The organism is Streptomyces sp. MMBL 11-1 (genome assembly GCF_028622875.1).
Taxonomy (GTDB): domain Bacteria; phylum Actinomycetota; class Actinomycetes; order Streptomycetales; family Streptomycetaceae; genus Streptomyces.
This window is the reverse complement of sequence record NZ_CP117709.1, coordinates 852,013-871,950: the sequence shown is the minus strand read 5'-3', so window position 1 is coordinate 871,950 and position 19,938 is coordinate 852,013. Positions and strand designations below refer to the sequence as shown.

The 19,938-nt window shown below is 66.1% G+C and carries 13 protein-coding genes and 3 rRNA genes; 14 read left to right on the top strand and 2 right to left on the bottom strand.

Going from position 1 to position 19,938, the window contains the following annotated elements; genetic code table 11:
- Positions 1-131: 131 nt before the first annotated feature.
- On the top strand, positions 132-2,111 hold the full coding sequence (locus tag PSQ21_RS03565) for an acetoacetate--CoA ligase (RefSeq protein ID WP_274028935.1): 1,980 nt from the start codon (positions 132-134) through the stop codon (positions 2,109-2,111).
- A gap of 77 nt (positions 2,112-2,188) precedes the next feature.
- On the top strand, positions 2,189-3,112 hold the full coding sequence (locus tag PSQ21_RS03560; protein ID WP_274028934.1) for a hypothetical protein: 924 nt from the start codon (positions 2,189-2,191) through the stop codon (positions 3,110-3,112).
- Positions 3,113-3,189: 77 nt separating this feature from the next.
- Here PSQ21_RS03560 and ptsP read toward each other — a convergent pair whose 3' ends face one another.
- Positions 3,190-4,860, bottom strand: a complete 1,671-nt coding sequence (gene ptsP / locus PSQ21_RS03555; protein WP_274028933.1) for a phosphoenolpyruvate--protein phosphotransferase — start codon at positions 4,858-4,860, stop codon at positions 3,190-3,192.
- Between the two features lie 76 nt (positions 4,861-4,936).
- Positions 4,937-5,386, bottom strand: a complete 450-nt coding sequence (locus PSQ21_RS03550) for a PTS sugar transporter subunit IIA (protein WP_274028932.1) — start codon at positions 5,384-5,386, stop codon at positions 4,937-4,939.
- A 711-nt stretch (positions 5,387-6,097) separates the two neighbouring features.
- Between PSQ21_RS03550 and PSQ21_RS03545 the strand changes: the two genes are divergently transcribed.
- The 12 genes from PSQ21_RS03545 (at position 6,098) to PSQ21_RS03490 (ending at position 19,861) form a co-directional block, all read left to right on the top strand.
- Positions 6,098-7,623, top strand: a 16S ribosomal RNA gene (locus PSQ21_RS03545).
- Positions 7,624-7,927: 304 nt separating this feature from the next.
- Positions 7,928-11,052 (top strand): 23S ribosomal RNA (locus PSQ21_RS03540).
- A 79-nt stretch (positions 11,053-11,131) separates the two neighbouring features.
- Positions 11,132-11,248, top strand: a 5S ribosomal RNA gene (gene rrf / locus PSQ21_RS03535).
- The 16S, 23S and 5S rRNA genes sit together here, the layout of an rRNA operon.
- Before the next feature lie 157 nt (positions 11,249-11,405).
- Positions 11,406-12,014, top strand: coding sequence for a CDP-alcohol phosphatidyltransferase family protein (locus tag PSQ21_RS03530; RefSeq protein ID WP_018957757.1), 609 nt, complete (start codon positions 11,406-11,408; stop codon positions 12,012-12,014).
- Positions 12,015-12,126: 112 nt separating this feature from the next.
- Positions 12,127-14,622 carry a mannose-1-phosphate guanyltransferase gene (locus PSQ21_RS03525; protein ID WP_274028931.1) on the top strand — a complete coding sequence of 832 codons (2,496 nt, stop codon included), beginning with the start codon at positions 12,127-12,129 and terminating at the stop codon, positions 14,620-14,622.
- A 96-nt stretch (positions 14,623-14,718) separates the two neighbouring features.
- Positions 14,719-15,633 (top strand): DUF881 domain-containing protein, encoded by a 915-nt coding sequence (locus PSQ21_RS03520; protein ID WP_274028930.1) that lies wholly within the window; start codon positions 14,719-14,721, stop codon positions 15,631-15,633.
- Complete coding sequence (locus PSQ21_RS03515; RefSeq protein ID WP_003970459.1) at positions 15,630-15,962, top strand: small basic family protein; 333 nt, start codon at positions 15,630-15,632, stop codon at positions 15,960-15,962. Before PSQ21_RS03520 ends, PSQ21_RS03515 begins: the two co-directional genes overlap by 4 nt.
- A 5-nt stretch (positions 15,963-15,967) precedes the next feature.
- The gene (locus PSQ21_RS03510; protein ID WP_274028929.1) at positions 15,968-16,783 is read left to right on the top strand and encodes a DUF881 domain-containing protein; all 816 of its coding nucleotides are present in this window, start codon (positions 15,968-15,970) and stop codon (positions 16,781-16,783) included.
- 190 nt (positions 16,784-16,973) lie between these two features.
- Entirely contained in the window at positions 16,974-17,753 is a 780-nt protein-coding gene (locus PSQ21_RS03505; RefSeq protein ID WP_097868401.1) for an FHA domain-containing protein, read from the top strand.
- Positions 17,754-17,795: 42 nt separating this feature from the next.
- Positions 17,796-18,539 carry a transcriptional regulator FtsR gene (ftsR, locus tag PSQ21_RS03500; protein WP_274028928.1) on the top strand — a complete coding sequence of 248 codons (744 nt, stop codon included), beginning with the start codon at positions 17,796-17,798 and terminating at the stop codon, positions 18,537-18,539.
- Between the two features lie 53 nt (positions 18,540-18,592).
- A complete protein-coding gene (locus tag PSQ21_RS03495; RefSeq protein ID WP_006123076.1) occupies positions 18,593-19,066 on the top strand; it encodes a bifunctional nuclease family protein in 474 nt (157 codons plus the stop codon).
- A gap of 168 nt (positions 19,067-19,234) precedes the next feature.
- Positions 19,235-19,861 (top strand): MerR family transcriptional regulator, encoded by a 627-nt coding sequence (locus PSQ21_RS03490; protein ID WP_063886231.1) that lies wholly within the window; start codon positions 19,235-19,237, stop codon positions 19,859-19,861.
- Positions 19,862-19,938 lie beyond the last annotated feature (77 nt).

Below are 19,938 nucleotides of genomic sequence, written 5' to 3'. Positions count from 1 at the left end.
CACACCGGGCCACCCTGGTGCCGAGGACGATCACATGGCATCGTCCGTGTCAGCCGCTCACGCGCACACCCCGGCCCGTGCGGCACCGACACGCCCACACCGCGTACCCGTACAGCCAGGGAGCAGCCCTCATGACCGCAGCCACGCCCGACGCCCCGCTCTGGCAGCCCGGCCCCGACCGCATCGAGGCCGCGGCCGTCACCCGCTTCCAGAACTGGGCCGCGGCCCGGTACGGCGCCCCGGCCGAGGGCGGATACGCGGCCCTGCACCGCTGGTCCGTCGACGAACTCGACACCTTCTGGCAGGCCGTCGCCGAGTGGTTCGACATCCGCTTCTCCACGCCGTACGAGAGCGTCCTCGGCGACCGCGCGATGCCCGGCGCCACCTGGTTCCCCGGCGCCACCCTCAACTACGCCGAACACGCCCTGCGCACCGCCGAGGACCCCTCCCGCGCCGACACCCCCGCCCTGCTGTACGTCGACGAGACCCACACCCAGGCCCCCGTCAGCTGGGCCGAACTCCGCCGCCAGGTCGGCGCGCTCGCCGCCGAACTCCGCGCCCTCGGCGTCACCCCCGGCGACCGCGTCAGCGGCTACCTCCCCAACATTCCGCAGGCCGTCGTCGCCTTCCTCGCCACCGCGGCGGTCGGCGGCATCTGGACCTCCTGCGCCCCCGACTTCGGCGCCCGCAGCGTCCTCGACCGGTTCCAGCAGATCGAACCCGTCGTCCTGTTCACCGTCGACGGCTACCGCTACGGCGGCAAGGAACACGACCGCACCGAGACCGTCGCCGAACTGCGCCGCGAACTGCCCACCCTGCGCGCCGTCGTCCACATCCCGCTCCTGGGCACCGACGCCCCCGAAGGCGCACTCGCCTGGGCCGCCCTCACCTCCGCCGACACCGAGCCGGTCTTCGAACAGGTCCCCTTCGAGCACCCGCTCTGGGTCCTCTACTCCTCCGGCACCACCGGCCTGCCCAAGGCCATCGTCCAGTCCCAGGGCGGCATTCTGCTCGAACACTTCAAGCAGATCGGCCTGCACTGCGACCTCGGACCCGAGGACCGCTTCTTCTGGTACACCTCCACCGGCTGGATGATGTGGAACTTCCTCGTCTCCGGTCTCCTCACCGGCACCACCGTCGTCCTGTACGACGGCAGCCCCGGCTATCCGGACGTCCAAGCCCAATGGCGGGTCGCCGAACAGACCGGCGCCACCCTCTTCGGCACCTCCGCCGCGTACGTCATGGCCTGCCGCAAGGCCGGCATCCACCCCGGCCGCGACTTCGACCTCTCCCGCGTCCAGTGCGTCGCCACCACCGGCTCCCCGCTCCCGCCCGACGGCTTCCGCTGGCTCCACGACGAGGTGGCCGAAGACCTCTGGATCGCCTCCGTCAGCGGCGGCACCGACGTCTGCAGCTGCTTCGCCGGAGCTGTCCCCACCCTCCCCGTCCACATCGGCGAACTCCAGGCCCCCTGCCTCGGCACCGACCTCCAGTCCTGGGACCCGGCAGGCAAGCCCCTCATCGGCGAGGTCGGCGAACTCGTCGTCACCAACCCGCTCCCGTCCATGCCGATCCGCTTCTGGAACGACCCCGACGGCAGCCGCTACCACGACAGCTACTTCGACATGTACCCCGGAGTCTGGCGGCACGGGGACTGGATCACCCTCACCGACCGCGGCTCCGTGATCATCCACGGCCGCTCCGACTCCACCCTGAACCGCCAGGGCGTCCGCATGGGCTCCGCCGACATCTACGAGGCCGTCGAACGGCTCCCCGAGATCCGCGAATCCCTCGTCATCGGCCTCGAAGAACCCGACGGCGGCTACTGGATGCCGCTCTTCGTCCACCTCGCCGACGGCGCGACCCTCGATGAGGACCTGCGCGCGGCGATCAAGCACACCATCCGCGAGAACCTCTCCCCGCGCCACGTACCGGACGAGGTCATCGAGGTCCCCGCCATCCCGCACACCCTCACCGGCAAGCGCATCGAGGTCCCGGTCAAGCGCCTCCTCCAGGGAACCGAGCTGGCCAAGGCGGTCAACCCGGGCTCCGTCGACAACCTCGACCTCCTCCACTTCTACGCCGAACTGGCCGCTCGCCGACGCCGATAAGGGCTGCCCCGCAGCCCGCTTGTCAGTCCCCCTGATTACTCTGAGTGAGCAATGATTCACCGCGCACAGGGGGACACATGGCGCAGACCGGCCACACCGAGAACAGCACCACCCACCACACCAGGCACAGCACCACCCTGCGACGCACGTTGCGCCGCGAAGCACCCAGCACCATCGGCCTCCTCGCCGACGCCCAGGACTTCGCGGCCATGCGGCGCTACCGCACCTTCGCCTTCGACGACCACTCCGTCTATCTCCAGCAGGTCGAAGGCCTGCTCAAAGCGCTCGCGGCCCAAGGCGTGCACACCACTGTCGCCCTCTTCGACCCGGAGGACTACGCGGAGTTCTGCGCCGAATCGGGCCTCGACCCCGACACCGGAGCCAGCCGCAGCCGCTTCACCGCGGAGATCGCCGCCGCCGGAGCCACGGTCGCCTACACCGGCCAACGCCTCAGCGACCTCATCCCCGTCCTCGTCTCCCGCGCGGTCCGCCAGGCCACCTGGGAGTACGCCACCCTCCTCCTGGCCGACCTCGGCGCCTGCGCCGACTGCGGACAGGACATCGGACGCGCGGCCTTCGACCGCGCCTCGCACCTCCTCACGCGCCTGCTGGAAACGGCGGGACCGGGCACCCACCACCTGGTGTGCAGCACCCCGACGAAGAACGACCAGCTCCTGGCCGTGCTCCACACCCACCGCGACACCTCGGGACCGGCCCGCCTCGACAGCGCGGAGGGCGCGGAGTTCGCCACCGTCCTCGCGGTGGCCATCGCCCTGGAATCACCCGCGGGAGTCGTCCTGCGCACCAGCGCCCCCGACAGCCCGGACCGCGTCCACGGCTGGCGCCTGGCCCACGGAGCCCTCGCCCCCCTCACCGCGGGCGAGGTCTTCAACGCCTACTGCACCGACGCGGACACCGGAGAACCCGTCTCCCCGGAATCCGGCGTGGAGTACTGCGCGGGATTCGACATCGGAGCAGACCCGGCGGAGCCCCACCGCTGACACGCCGCGGCCACACAGCAGGAGGGGCTTCCCGCCCCACGGCGGAAAGCCCCTCCTGCGGACCTGCTGAACCCCGTCTACTCGCCGGACAGCACAGCCTGAGCGGCGCTGCGCGCCTCGTCGGCCGAGTCCGCCGCACGAGCGGCGTTGGCAGCCCGCTCGCACTGCGCCAGCGTGTACTTGGCCAGCGTGGCCCGCACATAAGGAATGGACGCGGCGCCCATCGACAGGGAGGTGACACCCAGACCCGTCAGCACACACGCCAGCAGCGGATCCGCCGCCGCCTCACCGCACACACCACAGCTCTTGCCCTCGGCACGCGCCGCCTCGGCGGACAGCGCCACGAGATCCAGCAGCGCCGGCTGCCACGGGTCCTGGAGCCGCGACACCGCGCCCACCTGACGGTCGGCCGCGAAGGTGTACTGCGCCAGGTCGTTGGTGCCCAGCGACAGGAACTCCACCTCCTGGAGGATCGACCGCGCCCGCAGAGCGGCGGACGGAATCTCCACCATCGCGCCGAACTTCGCCCGCAGCCCGGCCTCGCGGCACGCGTCCGCGAACGCCTTGGCGTCGATGCGGTCGGCCACCATGGGGGCCATGACCTCCAGGTACACCGGCAGACCCTCGGCGGCCTTCGCCAGCGCGGTCAACTGCGTACGCAGCACCTCGGGGTGGTCCAGCAGACTCCGCAGCCCACGGACGCCGAGCGCCGGGTTCGGCTCATCGGCCGGAGTCAGGAAGTCCAGCGGCTTGTCGGCGCCGGCGTCCAGCACGCGCACGACGACACGCCCCTCGGGGAACGCCTCCAGCACCGCGCGGTAGGCCGCGATCTGCTTCTCCTCGGACGGAGCCTGCTTGCTGTCGTCCAGGAACAGGAACTCGGTCCGGAACAGACCGACGCCCTCAGCCCCGGCCTCGACCGCCGCGGGCACATCGCCCGGACCGCCGACATTGGCGAGCAGCGGCACCTTGTGCCCGTCCGACGTGGCACCCGGACCGGTCGACGCGGACAGCGCCGCCTTACGAGCGGCGGCGGCACTCTCCAACTCGGTGCGCTTCTCGTCGCTCGGGTCGACGAAGATCTCGCCCGTGCTGCCGTCCACCGCGACGACCGTGCCCTCGGCCAGCTCACCGGCGCCGGGCAGCGCCACCACGGCGGGAACGCCGAGCGCCCGCGCCAGAATCGCGCTGTGGCTGGTCGGCCCGCCCTCCTCGGTGACGAAGCCGAGCACCAGCGTCGGGTCGAGGAGCGCAGTGTCGGCCGGCGCGAGGTCGCGCGCGATCAGCACATACGGCTCGTCGCTGTCCGGCACGCCGGGCATCGGCACACCGAGCAGCCGCGCCACGATCCGGTTCCGTACGTCGTCGAGGTCCGCGACCCGCCCCGCCAGGTACTCCCCGGCATTGGCGAGCAACGCCCGGTACGCGGCGAACGCGTCGTACACCGCGCGCTCGGCGGTGCTGCCCACAGCGACGCGACGATCGACGTCGGACATCAGCTCGGGGTCCTGCGCCATCATGGCCTGCGCCTCGAGCACGTGCTGTGCCTCGCCGCCGGCCAGGTTGCCGCGAGCGATGAGATCGGCCGCGACCGCTTCCACCGCCTGCCTGGCGCGCCCCTGTTCGCGACCGGCCTCCTCGGCGGGAATCGATTTGGCGGGCGGCTCCAGCACCGCCGTACCCATGTGCCGAACCTCGCCGATGGCCACACCGTGGCTCACGCCGACGCCTCGCAGCGTTGTCTCCATTTCACCCGTCTCCGGTTGTGCGGTGACAGCGTCACCGCGGTGGTTGTGCAACTTGCTGGTCACCGTGGTCCGGGCGTCACTGCCAGCCGAACAGCGGGTCGCCGACCTTCACGTCCCCGTCCTCACGGACATCGGAGAGCGAGTCGGCGGTGGCCTCCAGGGCCACGATCGGACAGATGGGTGATTTGCCGGCGGCCTCGACGGCGACCGGGTCCCAGCGCACGATGCTCTGGCCCCGGGCGACGGTGTCCCCCTTGTTCACGAGGAGCTCGAAGCCCTCGCCGTTGAGCTGGACGGTGTCGATGCCGAGGTGGGTCAGGACCCCGTGCCCTTCCGCGTCGACGACGACGAAGGCGTGGGGGTGCAGGGAGACGACGATGCCGTCGACCGGGGACACGGCCTCGGAGGGCTCACGTACGGGGTCGATGGCGGTGCCGGGACCGACCATCGCGCCGGAGAAGACCGGGTCGGGAACCGCGGCCAGTCCGATGGCGCGTCCAGCAAGAGGGGACGTCACGTTGGTCATGGGGAGCCTCCCAGGGGGTGGAGATTCAGGTGTCGCCGCCGCGACTGATGGGGGACGGCGTACTGCTCAGCAGCGTAAGTCATATGAAGTCCCGGTTCCGCCCGAGACCTACCGCTTGGCGGACCTAGGGGCGCACCAGAAACGATTTGCCTCGACTCCCGGCGGCCTGTACTGTCGTACTCCTGCCTGACCCCAACGCGACTTTGAGTCGGGGGTCGGCGGCGACCTTCAAGCCCAGATCCTAACCTTGAACCTCTCTTCGGCATGCCCGTGGGACGTGGTCAGGGGGACAGGAAAGGCCTGATAGAGTCGGACTCGCCGAAAGGGAAAACGCGAAAGCGAATCACCTGGGAGGCGAAATGCGAGGCCCGCTTCGACCGGGAATCGGACACGAAAGAGTCTGATAGAGTCGGAAACGCAAGACAGCAAGACAAAGCAGTAAACGAAGGGAAGCGCCCGGAGGGCCCCGGTGATACGGGACCGAAGGAAGCGTCCGTTCCTTGAGAACTCAACAGCGTGCCAAAAGTCAACGCCAGATATGTTGATACCCCGGCCTGCTACAGCAGGTTGGTGGTTCCTTTGAAAGTCCTGTTGTTCCACCCCTTGTGGGTGGCGGCAGGCAAGAACACAGCGAGGACGCTGAGAACAACGGGTCTTATTCCGACCGGTTGTTCCGCTCTCGTGATGTGTGCACCCGATCACGGGTAAACATTCACGGAGAGTTTGATCCTGGCTCAGGACGAACGCTGGCGGCGTGCTTAACACATGCAAGTCGAACGATGAAGCCCTTCGGGGTGGATTAGTGGCGAACGGGTGAGTAACACGTGGGCAATCTGCCCTTCACTCTGGGACAAGCCCTGGAAACGGGGTCTAATACCGGATAACACTCTGTCCCGCATGGGACGGGGTTAAAAGCTCCGGCGGTGAAGGATGAGCCCGCGGCCTATCAGCTTGTTGGTGGGGTAATGGCCTACCAAGGCGACGACGGGTAGCCGGCCTGAGAGGGCGACCGGCCACACTGGGACTGAGACACGGCCCAGACTCCTACGGGAGGCAGCAGTGGGGAATATTGCACAATGGGCGAAAGCCTGATGCAGCGACGCCGCGTGAGGGATGACGGCCTTCGGGTTGTAAACCTCTTTCAGCAGGGAAGAAGCGAAAGTGACGGTACCTGCAGAAGAAGCGCCGGCTAACTACGTGCCAGCAGCCGCGGTAATACGTAGGGCGCAAGCGTTGTCCGGAATTATTGGGCGTAAAGAGCTCGTAGGCGGCTTGTCACGTCGGATGTGAAAGCCCGGGGCTTAACCCCGGGTCTGCATTCGATACGGGCTAGCTAGAGTGTGGTAGGGGAGATCGGAATTCCTGGTGTAGCGGTGAAATGCGCAGATATCAGGAGGAACACCGGTGGCGAAGGCGGATCTCTGGGCCATTACTGACGCTGAGGAGCGAAAGCGTGGGGAGCGAACAGGATTAGATACCCTGGTAGTCCACGCCGTAAACGTTGGGAACTAGGTGTTGGCGACATTCCACGTCGTCGGTGCCGCAGCTAACGCATTAAGTTCCCCGCCTGGGGAGTACGGCCGCAAGGCTAAAACTCAAAGGAATTGACGGGGGCCCGCACAAGCAGCGGAGCATGTGGCTTAATTCGACGCAACGCGAAGAACCTTACCAAGGCTTGACATATACCGGAAAGCATCAGAGATGGTGCCCCCCTTGTGGTCGGTATACAGGTGGTGCATGGCTGTCGTCAGCTCGTGTCGTGAGATGTTGGGTTAAGTCCCGCAACGAGCGCAACCCTTGTTCTGTGTTGCCAGCATGCCCTTCGGGGTGATGGGGACTCACAGGAGACTGCCGGGGTCAACTCGGAGGAAGGTGGGGACGACGTCAAGTCATCATGCCCCTTATGTCTTGGGCTGCACACGTGCTACAATGGCCGGTACAATGAGCTGCGATGCCGCGAGGCGGAGCGAATCTCAAAAAGCCGGTCTCAGTTCGGATTGGGGTCTGCAACTCGACCCCATGAAGTCGGAGTTGCTAGTAATCGCAGATCAGCATTGCTGCGGTGAATACGTTCCCGGGCCTTGTACACACCGCCCGTCACGTCACGAAAGTCGGTAACACCCGAAGCCGGTGGCCCAACCCCTTGTGGGAGGGAGCTGTCGAAGGTGGGACTGGCGATTGGGACGAAGTCGTAACAAGGTAGCCGTACCGGAAGGTGCGGCTGGATCACCTCCTTTCTAAGGAGCACTTCTTACCAAGTCCGCTTGGTCAGAGGCCAGTACACCGGCGAATGTTCGGTGCTGGTTGCTCATGGGTGGAACGTTGACTATTCGGCACGACAGGTTGATCACAGCTAGTACTGCTCTTCGGGGCGTGGAACGTGGTGAGAGATCGGTTGTGCCGGGCACGTTGTTGGGTGTCTGAGGGTATGGCCGTAAAGGCTGCCTTCGGTTGCCGGCCCCAGTGAACTCGCCCTGTTTGGGTGGGGTGATGGGTGGCTGGTCGTTGTTTGAGAACTGCACAGTGGACGCGAGCATCTGTGGCCAAGTTTTTAAGGGCGCACGGTGGATGCCTTGGCACCAGGAACCGATGAAGGACGTGGGAGGCCACGATAGTCCCCGGGGAGCTGTCAACCAAGCTTTGATCCGGGGGTTTCCGAATGGGGAAACCCGGCAGTCGTCATGGGCTGTCACCCGCTGCTGAACACATAGGCAGTGTGGAGGGAACGAGGGGAAGTGAAACATCTCAGTACCCTCAGGAAGAGAAAACAACCGTGATTCCGGGAGTAGTGGCGAGCGAAACTGGATGAGGCCAAACCGTATGCGTGTGATACCCGGCAGGGGTTGCGCATGCGGGGTTGTGGGATCTCTCTTTCATAGTCTGCCGGCTGTGAGACGAGTCAGAAACCGTTGGTGTAGGCGAAGGACATGCGAAAGGTCCGGCGTAGAGGGTAAGACCCCCGTAGCTGAAACATCAACGGCTCGTTTGAGAGACACCCAAGTAGCACGGGGCCCGAGAAATCCCGTGTGAATCTGGCGGGACCACCCGCTAAGCCTAAATATTCCCTGGTGACCGATAGCGGATAGTACCGTGAGGGAATGGTGAAAAGTACCGCGGGAGCGGAGTGAAATAGTACCTGAAACCGTGTGCCTACAAGCCGTGGGAGCGTCGCTGGCAGCACTTGTGCTGTCAGTCGTGACTGCGTGCCTTTTGAAGAATGAGCCTGCGAGTTAGCGGTGTGTAGCGAGGTTAACCCGTGTGGGGAAGCCGTAGCGAAAGCGAGTCCGAACAGGGCGTTTGAGTTGCACGCTCTAGACCCGAAGCGGAGTGATCTAGCCATGGGCAGGTTGAAGCGGAGGTAAGACTTCGTGGAGGACCGAACCCACCAGGGTTGAAAACCTGGGGGATGACCTGTGGTTAGGGGTGAAAGGCCAATCAAACTCCGTGATAGCTGGTTCTCCCCGAAATGCATTTAGGTGCAGCGTCGTGTGTTTCTTGCCGGAGGTAGAGCACTGGATAGGCGATGGGCCCTACCGGGTTACTGACCTTAGCCAAACTCCGAATGCCGGTAAGTGAGAGCACGGCAGTGAGACTGTGGGGGATAAGCTCCATGGTCGAGAGGGAAACAGCCCAGAGCATCGACTAAGGCCCCTAAGCGTACGCTAAGTGGGAAAGGATGTGGAGTCGCAGAGACAACCAGGAGGTTGGCTTAGAAGCAGCCACCCTTGAAAGAGTGCGTAATAGCTCACTGGTCAAGTGATTCCGCGCCGACAATGTAGCGGGGCTCAAGCGTACCGCCGAAGTCGTGTCATTCATACACATAGGGTCAACGCCCGTATGGATGGGTAGGGGAGCGTCGTGTGCCGGGTGAAGCAGCCGCGGAAGCGAGTTGTGGACGGTTCACGAGTGAGAATGCAGGCATGAGTAGCGATACACACGTGAGAAACGTGTGCGCCGATTGACTAAGGGTTCCTGGGTCAAGCTGATCTGCCCAGGGTAAGTCGGGACCTAAGGCGAGGCCGACAGGCGTAGTCGATGGACAACCGGTTGATATTCCGGTACCCGCTTTGAAACGCCCAGTACTGAATCAGGCGATGCTAAGTCCGTGAAGCCGGCCCGATCTCTTCGGAGTTGAGGGTAGTGGTGGAGCCGATGAACCAGACTTGTAGTAGGTAAGCGATGGGGTGACGCAGGAAGGTAGTCCAGCCCGGGCGGTGGTTGTCCCGGGGTAAGGGTGTAGCCCGTGTGGTAGGTAAATCCGTCACACGTTAAGGGTGAGACCTGATGCCGAGCCGATTGTGGTGAAGTGGATGATCCTATGCTGTCGAGAAAAGCCTCTAGCGAGTTTCATGGCGGCCCGTACCCTAAACCGACTCAGGTGGTCAGGTAGAGAATACCGAGGCGTTCGGGTGAACTATGGTTAAGGAACTCGGCAAAATGCCCCCGTAACTTCGGGAGAAGGGGGGCCATCACTGGTGATAGCACTTGCTGCTTGAGCTGGGGGTGGCCGCAGAGACCAGCGAGAAGCGACTGTTTACTAAAAACACAGGTCCGTGCGAAGCCGTAAGGCGATGTATACGGACTGACGCCTGCCCGGTGCTGGAACGTTAAGGGGACCGGTTAGCTGCTTTTCGGAGCGGCGAAGCTGAGAACTTAAGCGCCAGTAAACGGCGGTGGTAACTATAACCATCCTAAGGTAGCGAAATTCCTTGTCGGGTAAGTTCCGACCTGCACGAATGGCGTAACGACTTCTCGACTGTCTCAACCATAGGCCCGGTGAAATTGCACTACGAGTAAAGATGCTCGTTTCGCGCAGCAGGACGGAAAGACCCCGGGACCTTTACTATAGTTTGATATTGGTGTTCGGTTCGGCTTGTGTAGGATAGGTGGGAGACTGTGAAGCGGCCACGCCAGTGGTTGTGGAGTCGTCGTTGAAATACCACTCTGGTCGTGCTGGATGTCTAACCTGGGTCCGTGATCCGGATCAGGGACAGTGTCTGATGGGTAGTTTAACTGGGGCGGTTGCCTCCTAAAGAGTAACGGAGGCGCCCAAAGGTTCCCTCAGCCTGGTTGGCAATCAGGTGTTGAGTGTAAGTGCACAAGGGAGCTTGACTGTGAGACCGACGGGTCGAGCAGGGACGAAAGTCGGGACTAGTGATCCGGCAGTGGCTTGTGGAAGCGCTGTCGCTCAACGGATAAAAGGTACCCCGGGGATAACAGGCTGATCTTCCCCAAGAGTCCATATCGACGGGATGGTTTGGCACCTCGATGTCGGCTCGTCGCATCCTGGGGCTGGAGTCGGTCCCAAGGGTTGGGCTGTTCGCCCATTAAAGCGGTACGCGAGCTGGGTTTAGAACGTCGTGAGACAGTTCGGTCCCTATCCGCTGCGCGCGTAGGAATATTGAGAAGGGCTGTCCCTAGTACGAGAGGACCGGGACGGACGAACCTCTGGTGTGCCAGTTGTCCTGCCAAGGGCATGGCTGGTTGGCTACGTTCGGAAAGGATAACCGCTGAAAGCATCTAAGCGGGAAGCCTGCTTCGAGATGAGTATTCCCACCCTCTTGAAGGGTTAAGGCTCCCAGTAGACGACTGGGTTGATAGGCCAGATGTGGAAGCCCGGTAACGGGTGGAGCTGACTGGTACTAATAGGCCGAGGGCTTGTCCTCAGTTGCTCGCGTCCACTGTGTTAGTTCTGAAATAACGAACGGCCGTGTTTTTCTCCGGTGTTGGTTAATTTCATAGTGTTTCGGTGGTCATTGCGTTAGGGAAACGCCCGGTTACATTCCGAACCCGGAAGCTAAGCCTTTCAGCGCCGATGGTACTGCAGGGGGGACCCTGTGGGAGAGTAGGACGCCGCCGAACAATTTTTCCGGGAAAGCCCCGCACCATTTGGTGCGGGGCTTTCCTGCGTTCACGGCCCTTGCGTACCGTCTCCGGCCTCCACCCCCGTGCACCGAACGGACGAAGCTGAGGGTAAGGTCAGGGGGCATCATTGGCACGTTTCACAGGAGGCCCCCGGGTGGAGGTCCAGGAGACTCGGGTCCAGACGGACCGGGTCCTCACCATCCCCAACATCCTCAGCATGGCTCGCCTTGTCGGGGTACCGCTCTTCCTGTGGCTGATTCTTCGCCCCGTGTTCGGAGGGCCCAACAGCGACAACTGGGCGCTGCTGGTGCTGATGCTCAGCGGCATCAGCGACTACCTCGACGGGAAGCTCGCCCGCAAGTGGAACCAGATCAGCAGCCTCGGCCGGCTCCTGGACCCGGCGGCGGACCGCCTCTACATCCTTTCCACCCTGGTTGGCCTCACCTGGCGTGAGATCTTGCCCCTCTGGGTCACCGCAGCCCTTCTCGCCCGGGAACTGATGCTCCTGGTGATGGTGGCGATCCTGCGACGCCACGGCTATCCGCCTCCGCAGGTCAATTTCCTCGGGAAAGCTGCAACCTTCAACCTGATGTACGCGTTCCCCTTGTTGCTGCTCAGCGACGGGAGTGGTTGGCTGGCCACACTGGCTGCCGTCTTCGGATGGGCGTTCGCAGGATGGGGTACAACGCTCTATTGGTGGGCAGGAATCCTCTATGTGGTTCAGGTCCGCCGGATCGTGAAGGCGGACGCAGTAGCCGATTGAGCTCGTTGATGCGGTGCCGCGCAGAGTGGCCGGCCCGCGGCAGACGTTGTGCATGATGCCCCGACGGGCTAACTCGGCTGACCGTCGTCTCTTCTAGGAGGACGTTTCCGACATGAAGGCCGTCGTGATGGCTGGCGGCGAAGGCACACGCCTTCGCCCCATGACCTCGAGCATGCCCAAGCCGCTCCTGCCTGTGGCCAACAGGCCGATCATGGAGCACGTCCTACGGCTGCTCAAGCGGCATGGGCTCAGTGAAACAGTAGTGACCGTCCAGTTCCTCGCCTCCCTCGTCAAGAACTATTTCGGGGACGGCGAAGAGCTCGGGATGGAGCTCACCTATGCCAACGAGGAGAAGCCACTCGGCACTGCGGGCAGCGTGAAGAACGCCGAAGAGGCGTTGAAGGACGACACGTTCCTCGTCATTTCCGGTGACGCGCTCACCGACTTCGACCTCACCGACCTCATCGCGTTCCACAAGGAAAAGGGCGGGCTCGTCACGGTCTGCCTGACCAGGGTTCCCAATCCGCTGGAATTCGGGATCACCATCGTGGACGAGAACGGCCAGGTCGAACGGTTCCTGGAGAAGCCGACCTGGGGACAGGTCTTCTCGGACACCGTGAACACGGGCATCTACGTCATGGAGCCCGAGGTCTTCGACTACGTACAGGCCGACACCTCGGTCGACTGGTCCGGTGACGTCTTTCCTCAGCTGATGAAGGAGGGCAAGCCGATCTACGGCTATATCGCCGAGGGCTACTGGGAAGACGTAGGCACACACGAAAGCTATGTGAAGGCCCAGGCGGACGTCCTGGAGCGCAAGGTCGACGTGGAACTCGACGGCTTCGAGATCTCGCCCGGCGTGTGGGTCGCCGAAGGCGCCGAGGTCCACCCCGACGCCGTGCTGCGCGGACCGCTGTACATCGGCGACTACGCCAAGGTCGAGGCGGGCGTCGAGATCCGCGAACACACGGTGGTGGGGTCGAACGTCGTCGTCAAGACGGGCGCCTTCCTCCACAAGGCGGTGGTGCACGACAACGTCTACATCGGACAGCACAGCAACCTCCGGGGCTGCGTGGTCGGCAAGAACACCGACATCATGCGCGCGGCCCGGATCGAGGACGGTGCCGTCATCGGGGACGAATGCCTGGTCGGCGAGGAGTCGATCATCCAGGGCAACGTACGGGTGTACCCGTTCAAGACGATCGAGGCCGGCGCGTTCGTCAACACCTCGGTGATCTGGGAGTCCCGCGGACAGGCGCACCTCTTCGGGGCGCGCGGGGTCTCCGGGATCCTGAACGTCGAGATCACCCCCGAACTGGCCGTGCGGCTGGCCGGCGCCTACGCCACGACCCTCAAGAAGGGCTCGACGGTCACGACTGCACGTGACCACTCCCGAGGCGCCCGTGCCCTCAAGAGGGCCGTCATCTCGGCGCTCCAGGCCAGCGCCATCGACGTACGCGACCTGGAGAACGTACCCCTGCCCGTGGCACGCCAGCAGACCGCCCGGGGCAGCGCCGGCGGCATCATGATCCGTACGTCGCCCGGGGTGCCCGACTCGGTGGACATCATGTTCATCGACGAGCGGGGCGCGGACCTCTCGCAGGCGCAGCAGCGCAAGCTCGACCGCGTCTACGCGCGCCAGGAGTACCGCAGGGCCTTCCCGGGCGAGATCGGGGACCTGCACTTCCCGTCCAGCGTGTTCGACTCGTACACCGGGTCCCTCCTGCGGAACGTCGACGTCGAGGGCATCGCGGAGTCCGGGCTCAAGGTCGTTGTCGACGCCTCCAACGGCAGCGCCGGGCTGGTCCTGCCCAGCCTGCTCGGGCGGCTCGGCGTGGACGCGCTGACGATCAACCCCGGACTGGACGAGGCACGGCCGACCGAGTCCGCCGACACCCGGCGGGCCGGTCTGGTGCGGCTCGGGGAGATCGTCTCCTCCGCACGGGCGGCCTTCGGCGTGCGGTTCGACCCGGTGGGCGAGCGGCTCTCCCTCGTCGATGAACTGGGCCGGATCATCGAGGACGACAGGGCCCTGCTGGTCCTCCTGGATCTCGTCGCCGCCGAGCGGCGCAGCGGTCGTGTGGCCCTGCCCGTGACGACCACGCGCGTCGCCGAACAGGTGGCGGCCTACCACGGCACCCAGGTGGAGTGGACGACCACCTCGCCCGACGACCTGACCCGGGTGGGCCGTGAAGAGGACACCATCTTCGGAGGAGACGGGCGCGGAGGGTTCATCGTTCCCGAATTCAGCAGTGTCTTCGACGGGACCGCCGCCTTCGTCCGGCTGATCGGGCTCGTCGCGCGCACCCAGCTCACCCTGAGCCAGATCGACGCCCGGATTCCCCGGGCGCATGTCCTGCGCCGCGACCTGGCGACGCCCTGGGCCGTCAAGGGGCTCGTCATGCGCCGAGTCGTCGAAGCGGCCGGTGACCGCAGCGTGGACACCACGGACGGCGTGCGTGTGGTCGAGGCGGACGGGCGGTGGATCATGGTTCTGCCCGACCGGGCGGAGGCCGTCACCCATCTGTGGGCGGAAGGACCGGACGAGGCCTCGGCCCAGGCACTGCTCGACGAGTGGGCCGCGGTGGTGGACAGCGCCGGGGACTGACGCGAGGACCGTGCGCCGTGACGCCCGGCCAGGGGCTCACGGCGCACCGGTGGGGCCATTCGGCGGCAGCCGTGATGACGTGCGACGATGTGCGGCATGTCGCAGCAGTCCCCCGATCGGAGCACCGCCCCGCCGCCCGCACGCCCCGACGCCTCCATGTCGCTGCTGAACAACGTGATGGACCACAGCCTCGACGACGGGTACGCGGAGGCCTCCGCGCGGCGCAGGGCCGATGGGAGCGCCGGGCTGCCCCGGACGCTCAAGTCGAAGCTCGGCCTGGCCGCCGGACTGGTGGTGGCCGCCCTCGTGGTCACGCTCGGCGCCGCCGAGGCACGGATCTCCGCGCCGGTCGTCGCCAAGGAGCGCGAGGAGCTGATCGACCGCATCGACGCGGAGACACAGGCCGCGGACACGCTGGAGTCCGAGGTCGACGAGCTCCGCGCCGATGTGAGCGAACGTCAGCGCAAGGCACTTGAGCAGCACGGCGGGGACCAGGGGCATCTGGTGGCGCTACTGGTCGGTGCGACGCCGGTCGAGGGGCCCGGGGTGAAGCTGATCGTCGACGACGCGAAGGACACCGACCAGGGAGGCGGCGGGCCACGCGAGTCGACCGGCTTCGCCGACACCGGGCGGGTACGCGACCGGGACATGCAGCGTGTCGTCAACGGCCTGTGGGAATCCGGGGCCGAGGCCATCGCCATCAACGGGCAGAGGCTGACGGCGCTGTCGGCGATCCGGGCAGCCGGCGACGCCATACTGGTCGACAACAGACCGCTCGTACCGCCGTACACGGTGCTGGCGGTGGGGGACGGCAAGAAGCTCGCGACCGCCTTCCGGGACAGCGCCGACGGCCAGTACCTGCAAGCGCTCAAGGAGAGCTTCGACATCCGCACCAGCATCTCCGACCAGGCGGAGGTACGGCTTCCGGCCGCGCCGAGCCTGATCGTCCGTACAGCAGAGCCGAAGGCCGCCGGCAGTGGTGCGGCAGACACAGGGAAGGGCACATCGTGATCGCCGTACTGGGCCTCGTCGTGGGAGTCGTGGTCGGACTGTTGGTCCGGCCCGAGGTACCGGCGGTGGTCGAGCCCTACCTGCCGATCGCGGTGGTCGCCGCCCTCGACGCCGTCTTCGGTGGACTGCGGGCCATGCTCGACGGCATCTTCGTCGACAAGGTCTTCGTGGTCTCCTTCCTCTCCAACGTCGTGGTGGCCGCGCTGATCGTCTTCCTCGGCGACAAGCTGGGTGTCGGCGCTCAGCTCTCCACCGGTGTGGTGGTCGTGCTGGGCATCCGGATCTTCTCCAACGCCGCCGCGATCCGCCGGCACGTCTTCCGGGCTTGAGGCCGATGAACAACGACGAGAATCCCCGCAGCGAACAGCCCGAGGGCGGCGCGTCCGCCGCGCCGGACACTCCCGCGCCCACGCCGACGCCCGCCGCGGAGGTGTCCGGCCGGCAGAGACTGCTGGCGGGCCTCTGGCCCCCACGGCTGAGCCGGGCCCAACTGATCGTCGCCGTACTGCTGTTCGGGCTCGGTCTGGGGCTCGCCATCCAGGTGCGGTCCACCAACGACGACAGTGCGCTGCGCGGCGCCCGGCAGGAGGACCTCGTCCGTATCCTCGACGAGGTCGACGACCGGACGCAGCGTCTGGAGGACGAGAAGCAGCGGCTGGACGATCAGCGCACCGAGCTGGAGAACAGCTCCGACCAGGCCGAGGAGGCCCGGAAACAGACGCTGGAGAAGGAACGTCAGCTCGGCATCCTCGCGGGCACCGTGGCGGCGCAGGGCCCCGGTATCACGCTGACGATCACCGACCCCTCGGGGGCGGTCGCGCCCGACATGCTGCTCGACGCCATCCAGGAACTGCGGGCGGCGGGGGCCGAGGCGATCCAGGTCAACGGGGTGCGGGTGGTGGCAGGCACCTACTTCGCCGGGGACGCCGGGAACATCCGGGTGGACGGGAAGAAGATCGAGGCACCGTACGAGTTCACGGTGATCGGCAAACCGCAGGACCTGGAGCCCGCCCTCAACATTCCCGGCGGTGTGGTGCAGACGCTGGAGAAGGAGCAGGCCACGGTGCTCGTGGAGCGGTCCGACGACATCGTCGTGGACGCCTTGCGACCGGCGCAGCGGCCTGACTACGCTCGGTCGTCATCCCCGTGAGCCGGGCGAGCGTGAGGGCCGGTGGAGCGGGTCGGACGGTTGCGGGGGGTCGGCGCACCGGATTGGTGGTGCGTGGTGGAAACTGTCGGGTGGATACGGACGTTGTGAAGATGTCCGGGTCGGCAGGTGTGTTCAATCAGGGTTCGTCCTGCCCCACGGGCGGGTCTATGTCGGTCAAGGGGAATCGCCCGTGAAGTTTTTTGCGAAGTTGTTCGGGAAGAGCGCACGCGAGGACAGCAACAGTGCTGCCCGCCATCGCGCGCCACGCCACGGTCAGGGCGAGGAGCAGGACGCGGAGCGTCCGCTCTTCCGCGACGAAGTGTCCGGCGCCCCCGGTGGTGACGGCGTGTCGTCCGTTGACCCTGCCGGTGCCGGACGCATAGGTTTCGGCGAACCATCGGCCTCGGGTGCGGGTGGAGGGTTCACCCCGGAGGGCTCGTCGATGCCGGTCTGTACGAGGTGCGGTCACCGCAACGCGGAGGCCAGCAGGTTCTGTTCCAACTGCGGCGCGCCGCTGCGGGGCGGTGTCCCCGAGCGTCCCTCGGAGACGACGTCCACCATCTCCATCTCCGGCCTCGAGGCGTACGAGGCGGAGGCGACGGGCCAGACCGCTCTGCCGTCGCTCTCCCCGGAGGCCCAGGCCGCCGTCGACGCGCTGCCCGGCGGCTCGGCGCTGCTGGTCGTGCGGCGGGGCCCGAACTCCGGGAGCCGCTTCCTGCTCGACAGCGACCTGACCACGGCCGGCCGTCACCCGCAGAGCGACATCTTTCTCGATGATGTGACCGTGTCGCGGCGTCATGTGGAGTTCCGCAGGAGCCCGGACGGTAGCTTCACCGTGGGTGATGTCGGCAGCCTCAACGGCACCTACGTCAACCGTGAGCGCATCGATTCGGTCCAGCTGTCCAACGGCGACGAAGTCCAGATCGGAAAGTACCGCCTGGTCTTCTATGCGAGCCCGCGGGGCGTGTGACCAGCCCCCGGACTCCGTCCGGGGGGACCCCGAGGAAGGCCCATGCTGCGAACACCGACAGGCGGTGCCGGCCACGGCACCGCCACCGCGGAAGCGCGCCCGATGAGCATCGGTACGGTGCTCATCCAGCTGCGTGACGAGTTTCCCGAAGTCACCATCTCCAAGATCCGGTTCCTGGAGGCCGAGGGGCTCGTCGAGCCGCAGCGCACTCCTTCCGGATACCGGAAGTTCGCCCCGCGTGATGTGGAGCGCCTGGCGCAGGTGCTCCGCATGCAGCGGGACCATTACCTGCCGCTGAAGGTCATCCGGGAGCATCTGGACGCGCTGGCCCGGGGGGAGCAGCCCGTGCTGCCCTCGCCAGGCGACCGGCGGGATCTCACCGACGGGGTGTGGGAGACCGGCCCGGGGACGGCGACCGTCGCCCGCATCGGACGGGCCGAGCTGCTGGCGGCCGCCGAGGTCGACGAGGACCGGCTGGCCGAGTGGGAGTCCTACGGACTCATCGTCCCCGCCCCCGAGGGCGGCTACGACGCCGAGATGGTGACGGTCGCCAAGCTGGTGGCGGACCTGGGGCGTTTCGGCCTGGAACCGCGTCATCTTCGGGCCATGCGGGCCTCCGCCGACCGGGAGGCGGGGCTGGTGGAGCAGCTGGTCGCGCCCTTGCGCCGGCACCGTAATCCGCAGACCAGGGCCCACGCCGAGGCCACCGCGAACGAGCTCGCCGAGCTGTCCGTGCGGCTCCACGCGGCCCTCGTGCAGAGCGCTCTGCGCAGCCGTCTGCACTGACCCCGGCGGATCCCGACTACCCAAACATGGCGAGCACGTCCTAGGGTTGCTGTGTGAACGAGCTCGACGTTGTCGGTGTCCGGGTGGAAATGCCCTCCAACCAACCGATCGTTCTCCTGCGTGAAGTGGGAGGCGACCGGTACCTCCCCATTTGGATCGGTCCTGGAGAGGCGACCGCGATTGCCTTCGCCCAGCAGGGCATGGCTCCCGCCAGGCCGCTGACCCATGACCTGTTCAAGGATGTGCTCGAGGCCGTGGGCCAGGAGCTCACGGAGGTCCGCATCACGGACCTCCGCGAAGGGGTCTTCTACGCGGAACTCGTCTTCGCCAGCGGAGTGGAGGTGAGCGCCCGGCCCTCCGACGCCATAGCGCTCGCCCTGCGAACCGGCACGCCGATCTACGGCAGTGACGGCGTGCTGGACGATGCGGGCATCGCGATCCCCGACGAGCAGGAGGACGAGGTGGAGAAGTTCCGCGAATTCCTCGACCAGATCTCTCCGGAGGACTTCGGTACGAACAGTCAGTGACCGTCCCGCAGGGGTGCTGTCAGCGCATCCGACAAGCCTTTCCCGGGAAAGAGACACGGGAAACCACCCTCAGGGTGATTATCACTCGGCGTGCCGAGTGTGGCGATCGTTGACGCACCCCGAGTGACTGCCTACCTTCGAGTGGGCAGGTCAAGGACGGAGGTCGGCGTGAGAAGCAGCGGCGACGGTACGGCGGCGGGTGGGCCGTATCCGCAGCACGGCAGTGGAGCCGACCACGCCATCAGGCAGCCGGTTCAACCGGCAGCGGTGGCAGCGGGCGGCGTGGCAGCGGCGAGCGATGCCGACGACATCGGCTATCGCGGACCGACGGCGTGCGCGGCGGCGGGGATCACCTACCGCCAGTTGGACTACTGGGCCCGCACGGGACTGGTCGAGCCCAGTGTGCGCCCGGCCTACGGGTCGGGGACCCAGCGCCTCTACAGTTTCCGGGACGTGGTTCTCCTCAAGATCGTCAAGCGGTTCCTGGACACCGGGGTCGCGTTGCAGAACATCCGCACCACGGTCCAGCACCTGCGGGCCCGCGGTTTCCAGGATCTCGAGCGCATGACGTTGATGAGCGACGGGGCAACGGTCTACGAGTGCTCCTCGCCCGACGAGGTCGTCAGCCTGCTCCAGGGCGGGCAGGGAGTCTTCGGGATCGCCGTCGGCGTCGTCTGGCGGGACGTGGAGGCAGCGCTGTCGCAGCTGCACGGCGAGCGGGTCGACACGGGCGAGACACTCGTCGGTCACAACCCCGCCGACGAGCTGGCACGGCGCCGCAACCGCGCCGTCTGAGCACCCGGCCGTGCACGAGCGGCACGCACAGGCACAGGATGACAACGGGACGGTCCGGTACCCCACGGGGGCGCCGG

Coding starts and splice junctions, on each gene's coding strand:
- ptsP (WP_274028933.1), bottom strand. CDS start 4,860: ATGGAGACAACGCTGCGAGGCGTCGGCGTGAGCCACGGTGTGGCCATC.
- PSQ21_RS03565 (WP_274028935.1), top strand. CDS start 132: ATGACCGCAGCCACGCCCGACGCCCCGCTCTGGCAGCCCGGCCCCGAC.
- PSQ21_RS03525 (WP_274028931.1), top strand. CDS start 12,127: ATGAAGGCCGTCGTGATGGCTGGCGGCGAAGGCACACGCCTTCGCCCC.
- ftsR (WP_274028928.1), top strand. CDS start 17,796: ATGCTGCGAACACCGACAGGCGGTGCCGGCCACGGCACCGCCACCGCG.
- PSQ21_RS03560 (WP_274028934.1), top strand. CDS start 2,189: ATGGCGCAGACCGGCCACACCGAGAACAGCACCACCCACCACACCAGG.
- PSQ21_RS03550 (WP_274028932.1), bottom strand. CDS start 5,386: ATGACCAACGTGACGTCCCCTCTTGCTGGACGCGCCATCGGACTGGCC.
- PSQ21_RS03520 (WP_274028930.1), top strand. CDS start 14,719: ATGTCGCAGCAGTCCCCCGATCGGAGCACCGCCCCGCCGCCCGCACGC.
- PSQ21_RS03510 (WP_274028929.1), top strand. CDS start 15,968: ATGAACAACGACGAGAATCCCCGCAGCGAACAGCCCGAGGGCGGCGCG.